This is a genomic window from Microbacterium sp. 2FI (genome assembly GCF_005502885.1).
GTDB lineage: Bacteria > Actinomycetota > Actinomycetes > Actinomycetales > Microbacteriaceae > Microbacterium.
Genome location: NZ_SCMR01000002.1, coordinates 54,621 through 74,009 on the forward strand (window position 1 = coordinate 54,621; position 19,389 = coordinate 74,009).

21 protein-coding genes and 1 tRNA gene are annotated in these 19,389 nt (G+C 69.2%); 17 read left to right on the forward strand and 5 right to left on the reverse strand.

The annotated features are described in order from the left end of the window. Positions 1-15 precede the first annotated feature (15 nt). Positions 16-432, forward strand: a complete 417-nt coding sequence (gene ndk, locus FFS15_RS02615) for a nucleoside-diphosphate kinase (RefSeq protein WP_137843454.1) — start codon at positions 16-18, stop codon at positions 430-432. Here ndk and FFS15_RS02620 read toward each other — a convergent pair. Then, on the reverse strand, positions 429-1,028 hold the full coding sequence (locus FFS15_RS02620) for a vitamin K epoxide reductase family protein (RefSeq protein WP_137843455.1): 600 nt from the start codon (positions 1,026-1,028) through the stop codon (positions 429-431). The two genes, ndk and FFS15_RS02620, sit on opposite strands and share 4 nt — an antisense overlap. A 304-nt stretch (positions 1,029-1,332) precedes the next feature. Here FFS15_RS02620 and FFS15_RS02625 point away from each other — a divergent pair, with 304 nt between their 5' ends. Next, on the forward strand, positions 1,333-3,660 hold the full coding sequence (locus FFS15_RS02625; protein WP_137843456.1) for an Rne/Rng family ribonuclease: 2,328 nt from the start codon (positions 1,333-1,335) through the stop codon (positions 3,658-3,660). Positions 3,661-3,670: 10 nt separating this feature from the next. Here the strand turns inward: FFS15_RS02625 and FFS15_RS02630 are convergent, their stop codons facing one another. Further along, positions 3,671-3,946: a DUF4031 domain-containing protein gene (locus FFS15_RS02630; protein WP_137843457.1), complete on the reverse strand. Its 276-nt coding sequence runs from the start codon at positions 3,944-3,946 to the stop codon at positions 3,671-3,673. A gap of 158 nt (positions 3,947-4,104) precedes the next feature. Here FFS15_RS02630 and rplU point away from each other — a divergent pair, with 158 nt between their 5' ends. The 14 genes from rplU to FFS15_RS02700 all read left to right on the forward strand — a co-directional run bounded on the left by rplU (position 4,105) and on the right by FFS15_RS02700 (position 15,519). Next, entirely contained in the window at positions 4,105-4,413 is a 309-nt protein-coding gene (gene rplU / locus FFS15_RS02635; RefSeq protein ID WP_171013059.1) for a 50S ribosomal protein L21, read from the forward strand. 20 nt (positions 4,414-4,433) lie between these two features. After that, the gene (gene rpmA, locus FFS15_RS02640) at positions 4,434-4,691 is read left to right on the forward strand and encodes a 50S ribosomal protein L27 (protein ID WP_137843458.1); all 258 of its coding nucleotides are present in this window, start codon (positions 4,434-4,436) and stop codon (positions 4,689-4,691) included. A 94-nt stretch (positions 4,692-4,785) separates the two neighbouring features. Further along, the gene (gene obgE / locus FFS15_RS02645) at positions 4,786-6,291 is read left to right on the forward strand and encodes a GTPase ObgE (protein WP_137843459.1); all 1,506 of its coding nucleotides are present in this window, start codon (positions 4,786-4,788) and stop codon (positions 6,289-6,291) included. After that, a complete protein-coding gene (proB, locus tag FFS15_RS02650) occupies positions 6,288-7,127 on the forward strand; it encodes a glutamate 5-kinase (protein WP_137843460.1) in 840 nt (279 codons plus the stop codon). The genes obgE and proB overlap by 4 nt, the downstream gene beginning before the upstream one ends. Then, the gene (locus FFS15_RS02655; protein WP_137843461.1) at positions 7,127-8,386 is read left to right on the forward strand and encodes a glutamate-5-semialdehyde dehydrogenase; all 1,260 of its coding nucleotides are present in this window, start codon (positions 7,127-7,129) and stop codon (positions 8,384-8,386) included. The genes proB and FFS15_RS02655 overlap by 1 nt, the downstream gene beginning before the upstream one ends. 52 nt (positions 8,387-8,438) lie before the next feature. After that, positions 8,439-8,663, forward strand: coding sequence for a hypothetical protein (locus FFS15_RS02660; RefSeq protein ID WP_137843462.1), 225 nt, complete (start codon positions 8,439-8,441; stop codon positions 8,661-8,663). A gap of 9 nt (positions 8,664-8,672) precedes the next feature. Continuing rightward, a complete protein-coding gene (gene nadD / locus FFS15_RS02665; RefSeq protein WP_137843463.1) occupies positions 8,673-9,269 on the forward strand; it encodes a nicotinate-nucleotide adenylyltransferase in 597 nt (198 codons plus the stop codon). Further along, the gene (locus FFS15_RS02670; protein WP_137843464.1) at positions 9,266-10,372 is read left to right on the forward strand and encodes a hypothetical protein; all 1,107 of its coding nucleotides are present in this window, start codon (positions 9,266-9,268) and stop codon (positions 10,370-10,372) included. The genes nadD and FFS15_RS02670 overlap by 4 nt, the downstream gene beginning before the upstream one ends. Then, positions 10,372-10,749 (forward strand): ribosome silencing factor, encoded by a 378-nt coding sequence (rsfS, locus tag FFS15_RS02675; protein ID WP_137843465.1) that lies wholly within the window; start codon positions 10,372-10,374, stop codon positions 10,747-10,749. The genes FFS15_RS02670 and rsfS overlap by 1 nt, the downstream gene beginning before the upstream one ends. A 72-nt stretch (positions 10,750-10,821) precedes the next feature. Next, positions 10,822-10,897 (forward strand) — tRNA-Ala (locus FFS15_RS02680). 81 nt (positions 10,898-10,978) lie between these two features. Further along, positions 10,979-11,455, forward strand: a complete 477-nt coding sequence (locus tag FFS15_RS02685; RefSeq protein WP_137843466.1) for a VOC family protein — start codon at positions 10,979-10,981, stop codon at positions 11,453-11,455. Between the two features lie 38 nt (positions 11,456-11,493). Continuing rightward, positions 11,494-12,579 carry a putative zinc-binding metallopeptidase gene (locus tag FFS15_RS02690; RefSeq protein WP_137843467.1) on the forward strand — a complete coding sequence of 362 codons (1,086 nt, stop codon included), beginning with the start codon at positions 11,494-11,496 and terminating at the stop codon, positions 12,577-12,579. After that, positions 12,576-14,255, forward strand: a complete 1,680-nt coding sequence (locus FFS15_RS02695; RefSeq protein WP_137843468.1) for an acyl-CoA dehydrogenase family protein — start codon at positions 12,576-12,578, stop codon at positions 14,253-14,255. The genes FFS15_RS02690 and FFS15_RS02695 overlap by 4 nt, the downstream gene beginning before the upstream one ends. 49 nt (positions 14,256-14,304) lie before the next feature. Further along, complete coding sequence (locus FFS15_RS02700; protein ID WP_249353667.1) at positions 14,305-15,519, forward strand: glycoside hydrolase family 3 N-terminal domain-containing protein; 1,215 nt, start codon at positions 14,305-14,307, stop codon at positions 15,517-15,519. Position 15,520: 1 nt separating this feature from the next. On the opposite strand, the gene FFS15_RS02705 is transcribed toward FFS15_RS02700, so the two are convergent. Genes FFS15_RS02705 through FFS15_RS02715 form a run of 3 tightly spaced genes read right to left on the reverse strand, consistent with a single transcriptional unit; the run spans position 15,521 to position 18,001 of the window. Continuing rightward, positions 15,521-16,234, reverse strand: a complete 714-nt coding sequence (locus FFS15_RS02705) for an SOS response-associated peptidase (RefSeq protein WP_137843469.1) — start codon at positions 16,232-16,234, stop codon at positions 15,521-15,523. Between the two features lie 32 nt (positions 16,235-16,266). Then, positions 16,267-17,301 carry a phosphatase domain-containing protein gene (locus FFS15_RS02710; RefSeq protein WP_137843470.1) on the reverse strand — a complete coding sequence of 345 codons (1,035 nt, stop codon included), beginning with the start codon at positions 17,299-17,301 and terminating at the stop codon, positions 16,267-16,269. Positions 17,302-17,305: 4 nt separating this feature from the next. Then, entirely contained in the window at positions 17,306-18,001 is a 696-nt protein-coding gene (locus FFS15_RS02715) for a DedA family protein (RefSeq protein WP_137843471.1), read from the reverse strand. 42 nt (positions 18,002-18,043) lie between these two features. Here FFS15_RS02715 and FFS15_RS02720 point away from each other — a divergent pair, with 42 nt between their 5' ends. Continuing rightward, the gene (locus tag FFS15_RS02720) at positions 18,044-19,342 is read left to right on the forward strand and encodes a chorismate-binding protein (RefSeq protein ID WP_137843472.1); all 1,299 of its coding nucleotides are present in this window, start codon (positions 18,044-18,046) and stop codon (positions 19,340-19,342) included. Positions 19,343-19,389: the final 47 nt, after the last annotated feature.

Here is a 19,389-nt window from a genome sequence, read left to right on the forward strand (position 1 = left end):
CGAACGGAGACTGACATGGCCACCGAAGAGACACTCGTCCTGGTCAAGCCCGACGGGGTCGCGCGCGGCCTCACCGGCGCGATCCTCGCCCGCATCGAGGCGAAGGGGTACTCGCTCGTCGACATCCGACTGGTCGAGCCCGACCGCGACACGCTCGAGCGCCACTACGCCGAGCACGAGGGCAAGCCGTTCTACGAGCCGCTGCTGGAGTTCATGCTGTCGGGTCCGTCCGTCGCGATCCGGCTCGCGGGCAATCGCGTGATCGAGGGCTTCCGATCGCTCGCCGGAACGACCGACCCGACCACGGCCGCCCCCGGCACGATCCGCGGCGACTTCGGACGCGATTGGGGCCTGAAAGTGCAGCAGAACCTCGTGCACGGCTCCGACAGCCCCGAGTCGGCCGCTCGCGAGCTCGGGATCTGGTTCGGCTAGAGCGTCGAGAGGACGTCGAGGCGCAGCTGGGCGATGATCGCGATGATCGCGTAGCTGACGACGGCCAGCAGCGGCACCCAGCCCATCAGCCGATCGGCGCCACGGCGCACGGCGTCGGGAGCGGGGAGGATGCCGGAGCGCAGGATGTGCAGCGTCACGACGTAGTACGTCGGGATCGTGACGACCCACGTCACCATGCACCACGGGCACAGGGTCATCAGCTCGAAGATGCTCTGGCTGATGAGCCAGATGACGAACACGAACGCGAATGTCAGGCCCAGCTCGAACAGCCACCAGAACCAGCGCGCGAACCGTGCGCCGGCGAGGATCGCGAACCCGACGACGATCGGGGCGACCCATCCGGTGAGCCCCAGGATCGGGTTCGGGAACCCGAACACGCTGCCCTGCCACGACGACAGGTTCGCGCTGCACTGAACCAGGAAGCTGAAGTCGCACGAAGCGATCGCGTCGGGGTCGGCAAGCAGGTGAAGGCGCTCCATCGTGAGCGAGAATGCCGCCCACCACCCGATCGCACCGGCGATGATCAGCCACACGGCGATCGCCTTCGGCCGGGTGTGCGTCTGATGCTCGGGCATGCCTCGGATTATGGCATCAGGGGCTGTGCGGGTGCCGCGCCGCGCGCCGTGACAAACCGCTGGCGCGCCGCGAACGAGCAATCGGCGAGGGAAAGTGCGATAATGGCTTCCGATGTGCCGCGGCCGCGCCGCGACGCACATCACCGAAGACTTCAGGGCGACGAATGCCCTCAGCAGCGCGAGCTCCCGCCACAGAGCCGGGATCCCGCTGCAGACCGAGTGAGTTCGCGGCACCGCAGGTGCGGCACCGCACGAGATTTCGCCGGGCGGCGCGCGGTGCCGCCCCGCAGGGAGTACGCCAGTGATGGCCGATGGCACGCACACAGACCTTGACCCCCACAACGAACCGGAAGCTCCGCTAGAGCCGGGCACCGCCGACGGCGAGGCATCCGAGATCACGGAGGCTGCGGCGCTCGACGTCTCGGCGGCCGCTGATGCGGTCGACGAGGCTCCGCCGGCGGAGACGCTTGCCGTCGAAGAGCCGGCCGTCGAAGAGTCGGCCGTCGAGGAGCCCACCGTCGAGGAGCCCACCGTCGAGGAGCCCACTGTCGAGGAGCCCACCGTCGAGGAGCCCACCGTCGAGGAGCCCACGGAGCTGACCGCCGTGAGCCTCGGACTGATCCCCGAGGTGTTCGTCTCGGCGGTGTCGACCGAGCTGCACTTCTACGCGCCGGCCGTGATCGCCCTGCCTCCTGCGCCCGACCTCGATCCCGAGCCTGAGCAGCCGGTGGCGAGCGCCAATGCGCGTCGCCGCAACCGTCGGCGCAGCGGCGAGCCGCGAGACGAGGCGTCCCCGGTCGCCGAGCCGCCGCAGCCCCGCCAGCGCGCGGTCGAGCTCATCACCGAGCCGCAGCGCATCAAGGGCTCGACCCGGCTCGAGGCGAAGAAGCAGCGTCGCCGCGACGGCCGCGAGGCCGGACGCCGTCGTGCGGTCGTCACCGAGGCGGAGTTCCTCGCGCGCCGCGAGGCTGTCGACCGCGTCATGATCGTGCGCTCGAAGAACGGCCGCATCCAGATCGCGGTGCTCGAAGACAAGGTGCTCGTCGAGCACTACGTCGCCCGCAACCAGGACGCGTCGCTCATCGGGAACGTCTACCTCGGTCGTGTGCAGAACGTGCTCCCGAGCATGGAAGCGGCTTTCGTCGACATCGGGCGCGGCCGCAACGCCGTGCTGTACTCCGGCGAGGTCGACTGGGATGCCGTCGAGACGGGCAACCAGCCCCGGCGCATCGAGTTGGCGCTCAAGACCGGAGATCGTGTTCTCGTCCAGGTGACCAAGGACCCGGTGGGCCACAAGGGCGCCCGGCTCACGAGCCAGATCTCGCTCCCGGGCCGCTACCTCGTCTACGTCCCGGGCGGCGCGATGAACGGCATCTCGCGCAAGCTCCCCGACACCGAGCGCGCGCGGCTGAAGAAGATCCTCAAGGAGGTGCTTCCCGAGTCGTCCGGCGTCATCGTGCGCACCGCAGCCGAAGGCGCGACCGAAGATCAGCTCACGCGGGACGTGCAGCGTCTCACCAACCAGTGGGAGCACATCTCGAAGCAGATCGAGTCGATTCAGGCACCGGCCCTCCTGCACTCCGAGCCCGACCTGCTGGTCAAGATCGTCCGCGACGTCTTCAACGAGGACTTCTCGAACATGCTCATCCAGGGCGAGGACGCTCACCAGACGATCACGAAGTACCTCGAGTCTGTGGCTCCCGACCTCCTCGAGCGCGTGAGCGCCTACGAGGGCGACGCCGATCCCTTCGACGAGTTCCGCGTGACCGAGCAGATCGAGAAGGCTCTCGATCGCAAGGTCTGGCTTCCCTCGGGCGGCTCCCTCGTGATCGACCGCACCGAGGCGATGACCGTCGTAGACGTCAACACCGGCAAGTTCGTCGGCACCGGCGGAAACCTCGAAGAGACGGTGACCAAGAACAACCTCGAGGCGGCCGAGGAGATCGTACGGCAGCTGCGCCTGCGCGACATCGGCGGCATCATCGTGGTCGACTTCATCGACATGGTGCTCGAGTCCAACCGCGACCTGGTCCTGCGCCGTCTCGTCGAATGCCTCAGCCGCGACCGCACGAAGCATCAGGTCGCCGAGGTGACATCGCTCGGTCTCGTCCAGATGACGCGCAAGAAGCTGGGCCTCGGTCTCCTCGAGACCTTCAGCGAGGCGTGCGAGGTGTGCGCCGGTCGCGGTGTCATCGTCCACCACGACCCGGTGGTCAAGCACCGCTCGGCAAACGGCGGCGGCGGGAACGCCCAGCCCGCCCGTCGCACCCGCGGGGGAGGAGCGCAGGCTCCGGCCGCCGGTGGCGGCTCCAACGGCACGCACACGATCACCGAAGGCGTGAAGTCGGCGCTCGCGCAGATCGCGGCATCCACGATCCACCATCACGACGAGGCGGCCCCGGCCGAAATCGACGCGCCGCCCGCCGAGGCACCCGCGGAGCGCCCGAAGAAGCCGCGGAAGAAGCGGCCCGACGCGAAGGCCAAGGCGCCGCGGACCGAGAAGGACGCGCTGCTGGACTCCGTCCTCAGCGCCCTTCCCGAGCCGAAGGCGCCCGGGCAGGGTCGTGCGCGCCGTCGTGTGACGACCGCCGCGCTTACCGGCACCCCGGTGTCGCACTCGCCGGAGGAGTGAGACCTCTCGGTCAGCCGAGGCCGCGCCGTTCGCGGGCGGTGACGCGCAATCCCGAGGCGATGAGCCTGCGGACCAGCTCGTGACCGTCGACGTGAACGGCGCCGGCCGACACGAGGCGCGCGTGCGCGTCTTCCGGTACGTCATAGTGGTCGAGATCGAAACCGCGGCGCGGAATCCCGTTCGCGGAAGCGAAGGCGTGCAGCTCCTCAAGGTCGGAATCGCTGACCAGATGTGCCCACAGCCGGCCGTGGGCAGGCCACCGCGGGTCGTCGATCAGGATGGTCACGACCTGATCATATGCACCGAAAGCGGCGCCACGTCCGCCGTGCTTTTGCGGCTGGTCCTCCCATCCGGTAAAGTAGTCCTTTGGTGCGTCGAGACATCCGCACCAGGTTTTCATCGATATCCCCGAGCGCGTGCGCTCCCAGAAGAAACAGGTGTGAAGTGGTTTACGCAGTTGTGCGCGCCGGCGGCCGGCAGGAAAAGGTCGAGGTCGGCACGATCGTCGTCCTGGACCGTCAGAAGGCCAGCATCGGCGACAAGATCGAGCTCCCCGCGGTGCTCTTCGTCGACGGCGACGCCGTGACGACGGATGCCGACAAGCTCGCGAAGGTCACCGTCACCGCCGAAGTCCTCGGCGAGGAGCGCGGCCCCAAGATCGTGATCCAGAAGTTCAAGAACAAGACCGGCTACAAGAAGCGCCAGGGCCACCGTCAGGACCTTACGCGCGTCAAGATCACCGGCATCAAGTAAAGCCAGGGAGAGACGCAGAGATGGCACACAAAAAGGGCGCAAGCTCCACCCGCAACGGTCGTGACTCCAACGCACAGCGCCTCGGCGTGAAGCGCTTCGGCGGCCAGAAGGTCCTCGCCGGCGAGATCATCGTCCGCCAGCGCGGCACGCACTTCCACCCCGGCGCCAATGTCGGCCGCGGTGGCGACGACACGCTGTTCGCTCTTGAGGCCGGCGCGGTCGAGTTCGGTCAGAAGGGCGGCCGCAAGGTCGTCAACATCGTGGCGGTCGCGGAGTAATCCACGCGATTCACACTCTTTTCCAGGAAGGGGCGGGCTTCGGCCCGCCCCTTCCCTTTACTCTGGGGAAACACCCAGGCCTGAGGGGGACCGCATGGTCACGTTCGTCGATCGCGTGACGCTGCATCTGAGCGCCGGTAAGGGCGGCAACGGCTGCGTCTCGGTCAAGCGCGAGAAGTTCAAGCCGCTCGCAGGCCCCGACGGGGGCAACGGCGGGCACGGCGGCGACATCGTGCTGGTCGCCGACCCGAATGTGACGACGCTGCTGTCGTACCACCACTCGCCCCACCGCTCCGGCGGCAACGGCGGGTTCGGCATGGGCGATCACCGCTCGGGCGCCGCGGGCGAGTCGCTCGACCTGCCCGTTCCGGTCGGAACGGTCGTGAAGGATGCCGATGGCCAACCCATCGTCGACATGATCGAGCCCGGCATGCGCTTCGTCGTCGCTCCCGGGGGGATCGGCGGGCTCGGCAACGCATCGCTGGCGAACCCGAAGCGCAAGGCGCCCGGCTTCGCGCTGCTGGGCACACCCGGCTGGATCGGCGACGTGCAGCTCGAGCTCAAGACCGTCGCCGATGTCGCGCTGGTCGGCTTCCCCTCTGCGGGCAAGTCGAGCCTCATCGCGGCCGTCTCGGCGGCTCGCCCCAAGATCGCCGAGTACCCCTTCACGACGCTGCACCCGAATCTGGGCGTCGTTCAGGCCGGCGAAGTGCGCTTCACGATCGCCGATGTCCCCGGCCTCGTCGAGGGTGCGAGCGAGGGCAAGGGCCTCGGACTCGAGTTCCTGCGGCACGTCGAGCGCTGCACTGCGCTCGTCCATGTGCTGGACTGCGCGACACTCGACCCCGGCCGCGACCCGCTGACCGATCTCGACGTGATCCTTGCGGAGCTTGCGGCCTACCCGGTGCCCGAGGGTCAGACTCCGCTCCTCGAACGCCCCCAGATCATCGCGCTCAACAAGCTCGACGTCCCTGAGGCGAAAGACCTGGCGCAGCTGGTGCGCCCCGACCTCGAAGCACGCGGCTTCCGCGTATTCGAGATCTCGACCGTGAGTCACGAGGGGCTCCGCCAGCTGACCTTCGCGCTGGGCGAGATCGTCGCCGCCCACCGGGCGGTGCTCGCTGCGACCCCCGTGGTCGAGCGCGTGGTCATCCGCCCGAGGGGCTCGAAGAAGGAGTTCACCGTGCGCGTCGAGGGCGGCACGTACGGAAACATCTACCGCATCCTCGGAGAGAAGCCGGTGCGGTGGGTGCAGCAGACCGACTTCCAGAACGAGGAGGCGGTCGGCTACCTCGCCGACAGGCTCGAGAAGCTCGGCATCGAGGACGAGCTGTTCCGCTCGGGAGCGACCCCCGGTGCAACGGTGGTGATCGGCGAGGGCGACGGCATCGTCTTCGACTGGGAGCCGTCACTGAAGTCCGCTGCAGAGCTCGCGACGGCGCCGCGAGGCACCGACCCGAGACTGCTCCAGAGCTCGCGACCGACCACCTCGGAGCGCCGCGAGCGTTACCACGACATGATGGATGCCAAGGCTGAGGCGCGCGCGGAACTGGAGGCGGAGCGCATCGCCGAGCGCTACCGGAACGAGGACGACGAGTGACGGCAGTGCACCGCAGCGACATCCCTTCCGCACGCCGGGTGGTCGTCAAGGTCGGGTCTTCCTCGATCAGCGGCGACAACGCCCACAAGATCGGTCCGATCGTCGATGCCCTCGCGGTCGCCCACGGGCGCGGCACCGAGGTCGTGCTCGTGTCGTCCGGTGCCATCGCGACCGGCATGCCGTTCCTGCTGCTCGATTCGCGCCCGAGCGATCTCGCGACGCAGCAGGCCGCTGCAGCCGTCGGCCAGAACGTGCTCATCTACCGTTATCAGGAGGCCCTGCGCCCGTTCGAAATCGTCGCGGGTCAGGTGCTGCTCACCGCGGGCGACCTCGAGAATCCCACGCACCGCTCGAACGCGCGCCGTGCGATGGAGCGCCTGCTGGGTCTGCGGATCCTCCCGATCGTCAACGAGAACGACACCGTCGCGACCCATGAGATCCGCTTCGGCGACAACGATCGTCTCGCGGCGATGGTGGCCCAGCTCATCGGGGCGGATGCGCTCGTGCTGCTCAGCGACATCGAGTGCCTCTTCACACGGCCGCCGGACGAGCCTGGCGCCGAGCCCATCCGGCAGGTGACCTACGGCGACGACCTGCACGGGTTCGAATTCGGCTCGGTCGTGGTCAACAGTGTCGGAACGGGAGGGGCGGCGACGAAGGTCTCCGCGGCGCGCCTGGCGGCGGCATCCGGGATCGGAGTGCTCGTGACGAGCGCCGACCTCGTCGGACGAGCCCTGTCTGGCGACGACATCGGAACGTGGTTCCAACCGAATCCCGAACCGGGAGCGGCGCCGGCCACCGGACCGGTGCGAACGTCCGTCGATACACTGGCGTGATGACCATCATCGCCACGACAGCGCGCGAGCGCATGCTGCTCGCCAAGGAGGCGTCGCGCTCCGTCGGACTGTTGACGGATGCCGCGAAGCAGGCTGCGCTGCTCGCTATCGCCGACGCGATCGAGGCGCGCGCTCCCGAGATCGTGGCGGCGAACGCGGAGGACCTCGACCGCGGGCGCGAGAGTGGCCTGTCGCCCTCGCTGCAGGATCGCCTGCGCCTGGACGAGCCGCGCGTGCGGGCACTGGCAGCCGCAGTCCGCAAGGTCGCCGACCTCCCCGACCCGGTCGGCCGCGTCCTCGACGAGCGGACTCTCGCGAACGGCGTGGTGCTGACCAAGGTCGCCGTGCCCTTCGGTGTCGTGGGATCGATCTACGAAGCACGGCCGAACGTGACCGTCGACATCGCAACGCTGGCGCTGCGCTCGGGGAATGCGGTCGTGCTTCGCGGGGGCTCCGCCGCCGAAGCCACCAACGCTGCCCTGATCCGCGCGATGCGCGGTGCACTGGCAGGCCAGGGGATCGACCCGGAGAGCATCCAGACGGTCGACGACTTCGGGCGCGACGGCGCCCGCGAGCTCATGCAGGCGCGGGGTCTAATCGACGTGCTCGTCCCGCGGGGGAGCGCCCTGCTCATCGAGACGGTCGTCACCGAATCGTCGGTGCCCGTCATCGAGACCGGCGCGGGTGTCGTGCACATCGTGCTCGACGCATCCGCGCCTCTCGACTGGGCTCGCGACATCGTGGTGAACGCCAAGACGCAGCGACCGAGCGTCTGCAACGCGGTCGAAACGGTGCTGGTGCACCGCGACGCGGCAGCGCGTCTCGTGCCCCCGGTCGTGGCGGAGCTCCAGCAGTCGGGCGTCACCGTCCACGGAGACGCCGCCGTGGCTGCGCTGGCGCCCGGAGTCGTGCCGGCCTCCGAGGCGGACTGGGCCGCCGAGTACCTCAGTCTCGACATCGCGATGCACGTCGTCGACGATCTCGACGATGCGCTCGCCCACATCCGCCGCTACTCCACCCACCACACCGAGTCGATCATCACCGAGGACGAAGCCAATGCCGAGCGCTTCCTCGCCGAGGTGGATTCCGCCGTCGTGATGGCGAACGCGTCGACGCGCTTCACGGACGGCGGTGAGTTCGGCTTCGGCGCGGAGGTGGGAATCTCGACCCAGAAGCTCCACGCGCGGGGGCCGATGGGGCTCGCTGAGCTCACCAGCACCAAGTGGCTTGCGCGAGGCGCCGGACAAGTCCGCGCCTGAGGCCTAAACTGGAACTCGTCTGCGCCACAAGGCGAACCCGAACGGAGCACGAATGACCCTCGCCACGATTGCCGCCTTCGCTGCGGCGGAGTCCGAGCACCACGGCAACGTCGCCCTCGAGACGGTGGGCTACGGAATCGTCGCGATCGTCGTCTTCGCGGCGCTGGGCCTGGTCACCGCCTCGTACCGCAATGTGGCCAACCGCCACGCTCACAAGGCCGAGGCGTACGCCCGCGCTCACGCGAACGACGTCCAGCAGGCGGGGCACGGCCACTAGGCCGACTGCATGACGGCGACGCGGACCCCGCGAGTGGGGGTGATGGGCGGGACGTTCGACCCGATCCACCACGGCCACCTGGTCGCCGCGAGCGAGGTCGCCCAATGGTTCGATCTCGATGAGGTCGTCTTCGTCCCGACGGGCGAGCCGTGGCAGAAGGCCGGCGTCTCGCTCAGCGAGCACCGGTATCTGATGACCGTCATCGCGACGGCATCCAACCCGCGCTTCACCGTCAGCCGTGCCGACATCGATCGCGACGGGCCGACCTACACGATCGACACGCTGCGCGATCTCCAGGCCGAGCGCCCCGACGCCGAGCTCTACTTCATCACGGGGGCGGACGCCATAGCGCAAATTCTCAGTTGGAGGGACCATGATGAGTTGTGGGACCTCGCGCACTTCGTCGCCGTTTCACGCCCGGGCCACGTGCTGAGCACGGACGGACTGCCCAGTGACGACGTGAGCCAGCTCGAGATCCCCGCCCTCGCCATCTCGTCGACGGATTGCCGTGATCGCGTCCAGCGAGGCCACCCCGTGTGGTATCTCGTGCCTGACGGGGTCGTCCAGTACATCGCGAAGCACCATCTCTACCGGAGCAAGGAATGAGCACACCCGAGCAGCCTTCATCTCCGCCGCTGACACGCAAGAAGCTGCGGGAGATCCGCAACACCGGATCCACACCGATCATCACCGACGACGGTGCGACGCGTCCCGCCGAGGCTCCGGCCTCGCCCGAACCCGCGCAGACCGCGCCGTCCGAGGCAGACCAGGTCGCCCCGCCCCCGGTGGTGGCCCCCGTCGCCGCGCCGCTCGCGCGTGCGGCTGAACCCGTGAGCGTCGCGCCGCCTCCGGCCGCCGATGCTACGGTCGACCTCGGCGTGTCGCCTCTGACGCGGCGTCAGGCACGCCAGCAGGAGCGCATCCGCACGGCGTCGGTGCCGGTCATCACCCCCGAGGTGGTCGCCGCGCATGCGGTGCCCGCCCACGCCGTGCCGCAGCACACCGTGGCGATGCCGATGGCGTCGCTCCCGTTCAGTGACGGGCCGGTCACGGCTGTCGATGCGCCCGCGGAGTCGGAAGAGCCCGCCGAGAGCGATCCGGCCGACGACATCTGGGCGCCGCTGTCGGCCGCATCGTCGACCGACGAACTCGACGAGGCCGACGAAGATCCCGCCGATGAGATCGCCGATGTCGAAGCCGAGCCCGCGGAGCGCACCGTCGTCAGTCCGCTGTTCGGCGCCGGGCTTCTCGCCGGGCAGCCCGTCGAGGTCGATCTGCCGCCGTCGTTCGACCAGCTGCTTGCGCGCTCGACGACCGGCTCGGTGAGCACGTCGAACGCGCTCATCATCTCGCAGGGCCCCGAGGCGTCGCCCATCGTGGCGCCGGTGACCGCGACCGGCGAGGTGCTCATCACCGGCACCCTCAACCTGCCTGAGGGGCTCGGGTCGACCGGCCACGCCCTCGGCACCACAGACGGCAAGGATGTCGATGCGGTCCTCGTCGACAGCGAGATCCCCGCCCATTCCTCGCCGACCCCCATCGCGGCCAGCGCCGCGATCAGCACCGTGAAGTCCGCGGGTGAGATCATCCAGCCGCCCACCCCCGAGAAGGGCGGGCGCCTCATGATGACGCTCGCGATCACCGCGGGGGTCCTCGCGCTGGCGCTGGTCGGCGTCCTCATTCTCGCCTTCGTGACAGGAGTCTTCTGATGACCGCAACCGAACAGTCGCATGAAATGGTCCGCATCGCCGCAGCGGCGGCCGATTCGAAGGGCGGCGAAGACCTCGTCGCGCTCGACGTCTCCGAGCCCCTTCCGCTCGTCGACGTCTTCCTCCTCGTGACCGGGCGAAGCGAGCGGAACGTCGCCGCCATCGCCGACGAGATCGAGGACAAGCTCCTCGAGGCCGGACACAAGCGCCTCCGGCGCGAGGGCCGGCAGGAGTCCCGCTGGGTCCTGCTGGACTTCGGCGACCTCGTCGTCCACGTCTTCCACGAGGAGGAGCGGGTCTATTACGGCCTCGAGCGCCTCTGGAAGGACTGCCCGGTCGTTCCCATCGAGCTCCCTACTCGGGCCGCTGCGGAGTAACCCGTGGTTCGGAGCACGCGCCTTCTTGTTGTAAGCTAGACGAGTTGTCCCGAGCTCCTCGGGATCACATCCGGGCCTGTGGCGCAGCTGGTAGCGCACCTGCATGGCATGCAGGGGGTCAGGGGTTCGAGTCCCCTCAGGTCCACCAGAGAAAGCCTCCGCAATGCGGAGGCTTTCGTCGTTCCCGGCCCCGTTGCGCAAGCCTTCGGCGTGAGGAAGGGTGGGGCGCATGACCGATGTGACGCCCTTTCTGTGGTTCGATGACGACGCGGCCGCGGCGATCGATTTCTACACCGAGCTGATTCCGGGGTCGGAGATCGTGTCGATCAGCAGATATCCCGACGAGGTGCCAGGCATGGGCGGAAAGGTGATGCACGCCCACTTCCGCCTCGCCGGTCGTGACTACTTCGCGATGGATGCCGGTCCGCAGTTCCCGTTCACCGAAGCGGTCTCGCTCTACGTGTCGTGCGCCGATCAGGCGGACGTGGACCGCTGCTGGACGGCGCTCGTCGCAGACGGCGGACAGGAGCAGCCCTGCGGCTGGCTCAAGGATCGCTGGGGTCTTTCGTGGCAGATCATCCCGGACCGGCTCATGGAGCTCATCCGCGATCCTGACCCGCAGCGCGCACACCGGGCTGTGCAGGCGATGCTGCAGATGAGCAAGATCGACATCGGGGCTGTCGAGGCGGCAGCCGCAGCGGCCTGACGGGCCGTGGCGGGCTCGGCGCGCGCTACGGTGAATGCGTGAGCTCACAGCCGCGCTGCCCCTACTGCCGCCAGTTCGTCTACCTCGACGCCTTGCGGTGTCCCAACTGCTCCGCCGAACTCGGCTTCCACATCGTGACGCGCCAGTTCTACGGCCTCCGGCAAGGACGCACCGAGATCGAGGGGCAGAACTGGTACGCGTGCTCGAACCGCGATTGGGCGTGCAATTGGCTGGTCTGGGAGAACGCGCCCGCAGGCCGCTGCTTCTCATGCCGCCTCACGCGACGTCGTCCCGCCGCCGACGACACGGTGGCATTGGAGAAGCTCGCCAAGACCGAAGAGGCCAAGCGCCGCCTGCTCCTGCAGCTCGGAGATCTCGGGCTGCCCATCATCCCCTGGGATCTCGAGAAGGGCGGCCTCGGGTTCGACCTGCTGTCGAGTCTGTCCGACGGCAAGCAGGTGCGGATCGGCCACGCGAACGGGATCATCACGCTCGATCTCGCTGAGAGTCTCGACGATCGTCGCGAGGCGCTCAGAGTGCGCCTGGGCGAGCCCTATCGGACGATGCTCGGCCACCTCCGCCACGAGGTCGGCCACTATTACCAGAACGTCCTTCTCTCCGATGAGTCGAGCTGGGCGCAGTGCCGTGGGCTTTTCGGCGATGAACGGGAGAGCTACAAGGACGCCATCGCCCGCCACTACAAGCTCGGCGCCCCCGCGGACTGGCACGTGAACTTCATCTCGGAGTACGCGACCATGCACGCGTGGGAGGACTTCGCCGAGACGTTCGCCCACTACCTCCACATCACCGGGACCCTGCAGACGGCGGCGGTCATCGGCATCCATCTCGACGCGGCCGTGAGCAATCTGCGCGACACCGATGTCGAACCCCTCGAGTCGTACGGGAGGGAACCCATCCAGCGGCTGCTCAACGACTGGGAGTGGATGTCGCAGGCGTTCAACCGCATCAACCGCTCGATGGGCTTCAGCGACCTCTACCCGTTCACCCTGGTCGAGCCGGTTCGCGAAAAGCTCGCCTTCATCCACGACATCGTCACACGCGCGCCGCTGTCTCCACAGGAGCAGCTCGCCATCGCCTTCCGCCCTGCGCACGAGCCGACGTGACCGCCTTCAGCCGCGGTGCGCGTGTCATCGGTCCGGCCACGCACTACGTGGAGAATCAGCCGCCGTGGCGCGTCGACGTCGACGAGTTCGCGAGCAACGCGCCGCTGCGAGCGGTCGTGGGCGCCTTCGGCGCCGGGTGGGCGGATGCCGACCTCCACACGATCGGCGCCCATGTCGGCTCCGGCGACTTCCAGCGCGACGCCCACCTCGCGAACACGCACACCCCGGTCGCCCACACCCACGACCGATGGGGATTCCGCCTCGACGAAGTCGAGTACGACCCGTCGTACCACCGGGTGATCGCGGCCGCGATCTCACACGGCGCTCACACGTCGGCATGGGCGGAGCCCCGATCCGGAGCGCACGTCGCGCGTGCGGCGGCCTTCATGCTGTTCGCGCAGGTGGAGCCCGGGCACGCATGCCCGGTGTCGATGACCCACGCCGCCGTCGCATCGATCGCGGACTCGCCGTGGGTGGCCGACGAGTGGCTCCCGCGCCTGTACTCGCGCGAGTACGAACCGCGGCTGCTCTCGAACGAGCAGAAGCGCAGCGCCCTGATCGGCATGGCGATGACCGAGAAGCAGGGCGGGTCCGACGTGCGCGCCGGCACCACGATCGGCGTCTCGATGGGCGGCCACGCGTACCAGCTCACCGGTCACAAGTGGTTCTGCTCCGCACCGATGTCCGATGCCTTCCTCGTCCTCGCCCAGACACGCCGGGGTGCGACCGAGGAAGGCTTGTCGTGCCTGTTCGTACCGCGGCTGCTGCCGCACGGCATGCGCAACGTCTTCCGCATCCAACGCCTGAAGGACAAGCTCGGCAACCGCTCCAACGCCTCGGCCGAGATCGAGTTCGACGGCACCGTCGGGTTCGTGCTCGGCGAACCCGGGCGCGGCATCCGCACGATCATCGAGATGGTGCAGCGCACCCGGCTGGACTGCGTGCTGGGCACGGCGGCGGGCATGCGGCAATCCGTCGCCGAGGCGGTGTGGCACGCCCGGGGTCGGGCGGCGTTCGGGTCGAAGCTCGTCGACCTTCCGGCGATGACCTCGGTGCTCGCCGATCTCGCGCTCGAGTCCGAGGCTGCGATGCTGATGGGGTTGCGGCTTGCGCAGCTCTTCGAAGCCGACGCGTCCGATCACGACGTGGCGCTGCGGCGGCTCGCGACGCCGGTCGGGAAGTACTGGGTCTGCAAGCGAGGCCCGCAGCACGCGTACGAGGCGCTGGAGTGCCTCGGCGGGAACGGCTACACCGAGTCGTTTCCCCTCGCCCGTCGCTACCGCGAGCAGCCGGTGATGGCGATCTGGGAGGGCTCCGGCAACGTGATCGCGCTCGACGTGCTGCGTGCGCTCACACGCGACCCCGACTCCGCCGCCGCCTTCGCCGACGAACTCACGAAGACCGACGGCGACTCCCCGCTCCTCGACGCCCACACGGCGAACACGCTCGCGCTGCTGCGTGGACTGCAGGACGCCGACGTCGCCACCGCACAGTCTCAGGCTCGTCGACTCGCCGAGAGCCTCGCGCTGGCCCTGCAGTCCTCGCTCATGCTTCGCTTCGCCCCTGCGCGCGACGCCGAGACATTCATCGCCGCGCGACTCGGTGAAGATCGCGGTGGGTTCTATGGCGTGCTGCCGACGGGAACGGATGCCGCGGCGATCGTCGCGCGCCACTGAGACCACTCTGCCCCGGGCTGCCGCTGCCTGCCCCGCGTAGGCTGAGGGCGTGCGCTCGCTTCGTCTTCTCGCCGCGTGCGCGCTGCTGACCCTCGCACTGACCGCCGCGACGGTCGGCGGCGCCGCAGGCGCGGTGGGCGCCACCCCCGCGACGGGTGAAGCCGACGACCGGCAGGTCGTGCGGGTCGAGGCGGCACAAGCCGGCGACCTTGCCGCCGCCGCCGCCACGCTGGTGGCGGACATGTCGGTGCGCGAGCGCGCGGCATCCGTCGTGATGGGGCATATCCCGACGACGGATGCTGAACAGCTACGCGCGTACATGGCCGATACCGGCCTTGGCGGATTCATCCTCATGGGCGCGAACATTCCGGGCGATGAGGCGGCGCTGCGCGCTGTCACCACCGCACTCACCGTCGATCCCGAGCTCCCGCCACTGCTGGCAGTCGATCAGGAAGGCGGCGATGTCTCACGTCTGCCGTGGGATGCCTTCGCCTCGGCGGTGACACTCAAGAGCACCCCACCCGACGCGGCGCGCGATGCGTTCGCGGGGCGCGCCGGGCTGGTGATGCGCGCCGGTATCGGCGTGAACTTCGGCGTCGTCGCCGACGAGACCGACGACCCCTCGATGTTCATCTACCGTCGAGCCCTCGGAACGACGCCTGAGAGCGCCGCCGAGCGTGTGGCGGCCGCGGTGGCCGGCGAAGGATCGTCGGCGATGTCGACCCTCAAGCACTTCCCTGGCCACGGCGCCGCACCCGGCGACTCGCATTCCGGGATCCCGTCGACGGACATGTCGCGCGCGGAATGGGAAGCCGCGGACGCCCTGCCCTTCCGCGCCGGGATCGACGCCGGTGCCCCGCTCGTGATGCTCGGACACCTCGCCTACACCTCCGTCGATTCGGCGCCGGCGAGCCTGTCTTCTGTGTGGAACCGCATCCTCCGCGACGACCTCGGCTTCGACGGCGTCGCCGTCACCGACGACCTCGGCATGCTGCAGGCCTCGGGAATCGACGCATACGCGGATCCGGTCGCCAACGCCGTGAGCGCCCTCAGCGCGGGGAACGACCTCGTGCTCACCGTCATGTTCTCGACCGCGGACACCGCGCCGCGCATCATCGACGGCATCGTCGGGGCGGTCGAGTCCGGAACGCTTCCCGCCGCGCGACTGGTCGAGGCCGCCGAACGCGTGACGATGCTGCGACTGCGCCTGGCTGCGGACGGCGGCGGTCTCAGTCCGTGTCCGGACTGCGCGGCGGCCGGCTGAATCAGCCGGAGAGCGGCTCGATGAGCACAGGGGAGTCGTTGCGCACGTTCCCGACGTCGCGCGAGACCACATGCTCGTCGAGGGTCTCGGCCAGTGCCGGCGCCGCGTCGATCGCCGCATCGAGAACGTCGCCAACATTGTCGGTCGTGGGGTCGAGCCATGCATCGGCGTGGTCGGGGTCGAGGAAAAGCGGCATCCTGTCGTGGATGGACCCCAGGTGGCCGATCGAATCGCGGGTGAGGATCGTGAAGCTCAGCATCCATCGATCCGGATCGTCGTCGGCCTTCGCCTTGTCGCGCCACCATTCATACAGCCCAGCCATGAGGAGCGGCGATCCGTCAGCGGGATGGATGTAGTGCGGCGTCTTCACGCCGTCGATCGTGGTCCACTCGTAGTACCCCGACGTCGGCACGACCGCCCGCCGCTTCTCGAGCGCGCTTCGGAACATCGGCTTGTCTTCGAGCTCTTCCGAGCGTGCGTTGAATGCCCGCGCGCCGATCTTGGGGTCTTTCGCCCAGCCGGGCACCAGACCCCAGCGGGCGACCTCGAGGCGGCGCGTCGGCGGCTCGGTCTTGGCGGAATCCAGCACGATCGCAACGCGCGCGGTCGGCGCCACGTTGTACGACGGCTCGGGCAGGTCTTCGGCCTCGACATCGACGCGGAGTACTCCGACGAGCTCGGAACCGACACTGGCGACCACGAATCTTCCGCACATGCGGTCAGCCTACGCGTGGGCTCCGACGCCGCTCAGTCGTCGATGACTCCGACGGATTCGAGCCGCTCCAGCAGGCCCGCACCGTCGGATTCGGTCACCCACGGCACCTCGGCGGCACCGTGATCGTCGACCACCGTACGGCCACCGGCGAGCACCGCCTCGGCGGGCGAGAGTCGGCGGATCGCGACGGCTGCCACATTGGCGGGGTGCTCGGTGGCGAACTGCGTGTAGATCGCGTCGTCATGCTGGCCGTCGTCGCCGACCAGCAGCCACCGCACGTCCGGGAACTCGCGCGCGAGGCGTCGCAGGTTGTCGGACTTGTGGATCCGACCGCTGCGGAACCACCGGTCGTGCGTCGGACCCCAGTCGGTGAGCAGCATCGCGCCCGGCGGGAAGAGGTGTCGGCGGAGGAAGCGCATGAGCGTCGGGGCGACGTTCCACGCGCCGGTGGAGAGGTAGATGAGCGGCGAGCCCGGGTTGTCGCGGACCACCCGCTCCATCAGCACCGCCATCCCGGGCACGGGCTGCCGGGCGTGCTCGTCGACGACGAACGAGTTCCACGCTGCGATGAGGGGGCGGGGGAGCGCGGTGACCATCACCGTGTCGTCGACGTCGGAGACGATGCCGAACCGGATGTCGGGACCCACGACGAAGGCACGCGTCTCGATCGGCTCGCCGCCCTCGACCGACATCGTGAGGGTCTGCCAGCCCGGTTCGAGCGTCGCCGGAAGAACGGTGTCGATCACTCCGCCCCGATCGGCGACGACCTCGTGCGTGACGCCCGCGATCGACACCGACACCTGGGCGTAGCCGATCGGCACCGCGGCGAAGCTGCGCCAGCCCCGAACACTCGCGAACTCACCCGCGCCGGATCGCTTGTCAGGCGGAACGATGAGCACGCGTCCGAGAACGCGCACCCAGTCCACGCCGGCATAGCCGGGAAACGGGGTGATCGTCGGCCGGTGTCCGCGCGCTCGAGCGCGCCGCTCGCGCCACGAATGGAACCGGTACTCGAGTCGCGCGAGCCACAGCACCTTGGTGCGAGCGGGCGCGGGGGTCTCGGGCATCCCCTCAGTCTTTCACGTCGTCCGCCGCGAGTCCGCCTCGCGTGTCGTCGGCAGGGTGAGAAGCGTCGTCGAAGTGCTTGCGCTCGGCGCGCTCGATGACCTTCTTGCTCACGAAGATGAGCAGCAGGAACACGACGATGATCGCGACGAAGATGTATCCGGCGTAGTGCAGCTGATCCGCGAGCTCGCGATACGTGCCCGCGGCGACGGCGGCCACCGAGATGTACAGCGTCGACCAGATGACGCACGCGGGGATCGTCCACGCGAGGAACCGCCGGTAGGGGTAGCCGCTCATGCCGACGGTGAGCGGAACGAGCGAGTGGAGCACCGGGAGGAATCGCGAGATGAAGATCGCCGGCCCGCCGCGCCGGCGGAGGTAGCGCTCCGCGCGGAGCCAGTTCTCCTCGCCGATCCGCCGGCCCAGCCGTGAGTGCTGGATCTTCGGCCCCAGGAACCGCCCCAGCCAGAAGCCGATGCTCTCGCCGATGAGTGCTCCGATGACGACGGCGACGGCGAGAAGAACCCCCTCGACGGGACTCGCGACCGCCGTGGCCGCCACGATCACGATCGTGTCTCCCGGCACCACGAGGCCGATGAGCACGCTCGTCTCCAGCATGATCGCGAACCCCGCGAGCAGCGTCCGCACGAGCGGGTCGACGCTCTGCACGGCGTCGAGCAGCCACGTGAGGAACTCGTTCACACGTCGAGCCTAGAGCGCGCGCCGCGGCTCTAGCCTGGGTTCATGTCCTCGCCCCTCGTCGCCGTCGAGCTGACGGGATGGATCGATCCTGAAGCGGTCTACCTCGGTCTCCACGGCGACGACGGCAATTCGTTCTGGCTGGATGCCGGGCCCGCGGCTTCGGCAGGGTGGAGCTGGGTGGGGTCGGGCGATGTCGCGGTCGACGACGAGCGCATCCGCGCGGTGGATGTGACACAGTCGCCGGTCGACGGGTGGAGCGCCGGCCCCTTCCGGGGGGGCTGGGTCGGCTGGATCGGATACGAGGAGGGCGCGGCGCGCGCAGGTGCTCCGATCGCCGCAGCATCCGCCCCACCTCCGCAATGGCTGCGGGTCGACCGCTTCGTCGCCTTCGACCACGCGGAGCGACGAGCCTGGGCGGTCGCCGGCGGGAGCGAAGCCGATCTCTACGCGGCGCAGGTCGCCGCCGTCGCCGCCGACTTCCCACCCCCGCCTGCGCCGTCGCCGGTCTCAGCCCGCGCCCGGCACGCCCCCGACGAGTATGCGGCGCTGATCGAACGCTGCCGCGATTCGATCCGCGAAGGCGATGCCTACCAGCTGTGTCTCACGACGCGATTCGACGTCGCCGCCACGATCGACCCTGTGGAGGCCTTCCGCCGCCTGCGCGCGGCCACTCCCGCGCATCACGGCGGTGTCGTCTGCATCGGCGACACAGCTCTGGTCAGCGCGAGCCCGGAGCGCTTCCTCGAGGTCGGTGCGGGTATCGTCCGCACTCGACCGATCAAAGGAACGCGACCGCGCGGGGCCGACGCCGCTGCCGATGCGGCGCTCGCAGCCGAATTGCGTGCGAGTGAGAAGGAGCGCGCCGAGAACGTCATGATCGTGGACCTCATGCGCAACGATCTTTCGCGGGTGTGCGAGGCGGGCACGGTCGGGGTCGACGCCCTGCTGGCGATCGAGTCGTACCCGGCCGTTCATCAGCTCGTGAGCACCGTATCGGGGCGGCTCGTCACCGGCACGACGGTCGGCGGGCTCCTCGACGCCGCCTTCCCCGCCGGGAGCATGACCGGGGCGCCGAAGCTGTCGGCCATGGGGATCCTGCACGTCCTCGAGAGCGGTCCGCGCGGCGTGTTCGCCGGATGCTTCGGCTGGATCGGCGAGGACGGGGCACTGGACCTGGCGATGGTGATCCGGTCGATCGTCGTGCGACCCGGCGGCGCCTATGTGGGCGCCGGCGGTGGAATCACGTGGCGCTCGGATGCCGCCGCCGAGGTCGCCGAGGTGGGCATCAAGGCGCACGGGCCACTGGCCGCGATCGGGGCGGGACTGCCGCCCGGCTGGTGACGGCGGCGTCCGCTAACCTGGAAGACGCGCTGTGCGCGCCTCCCGGC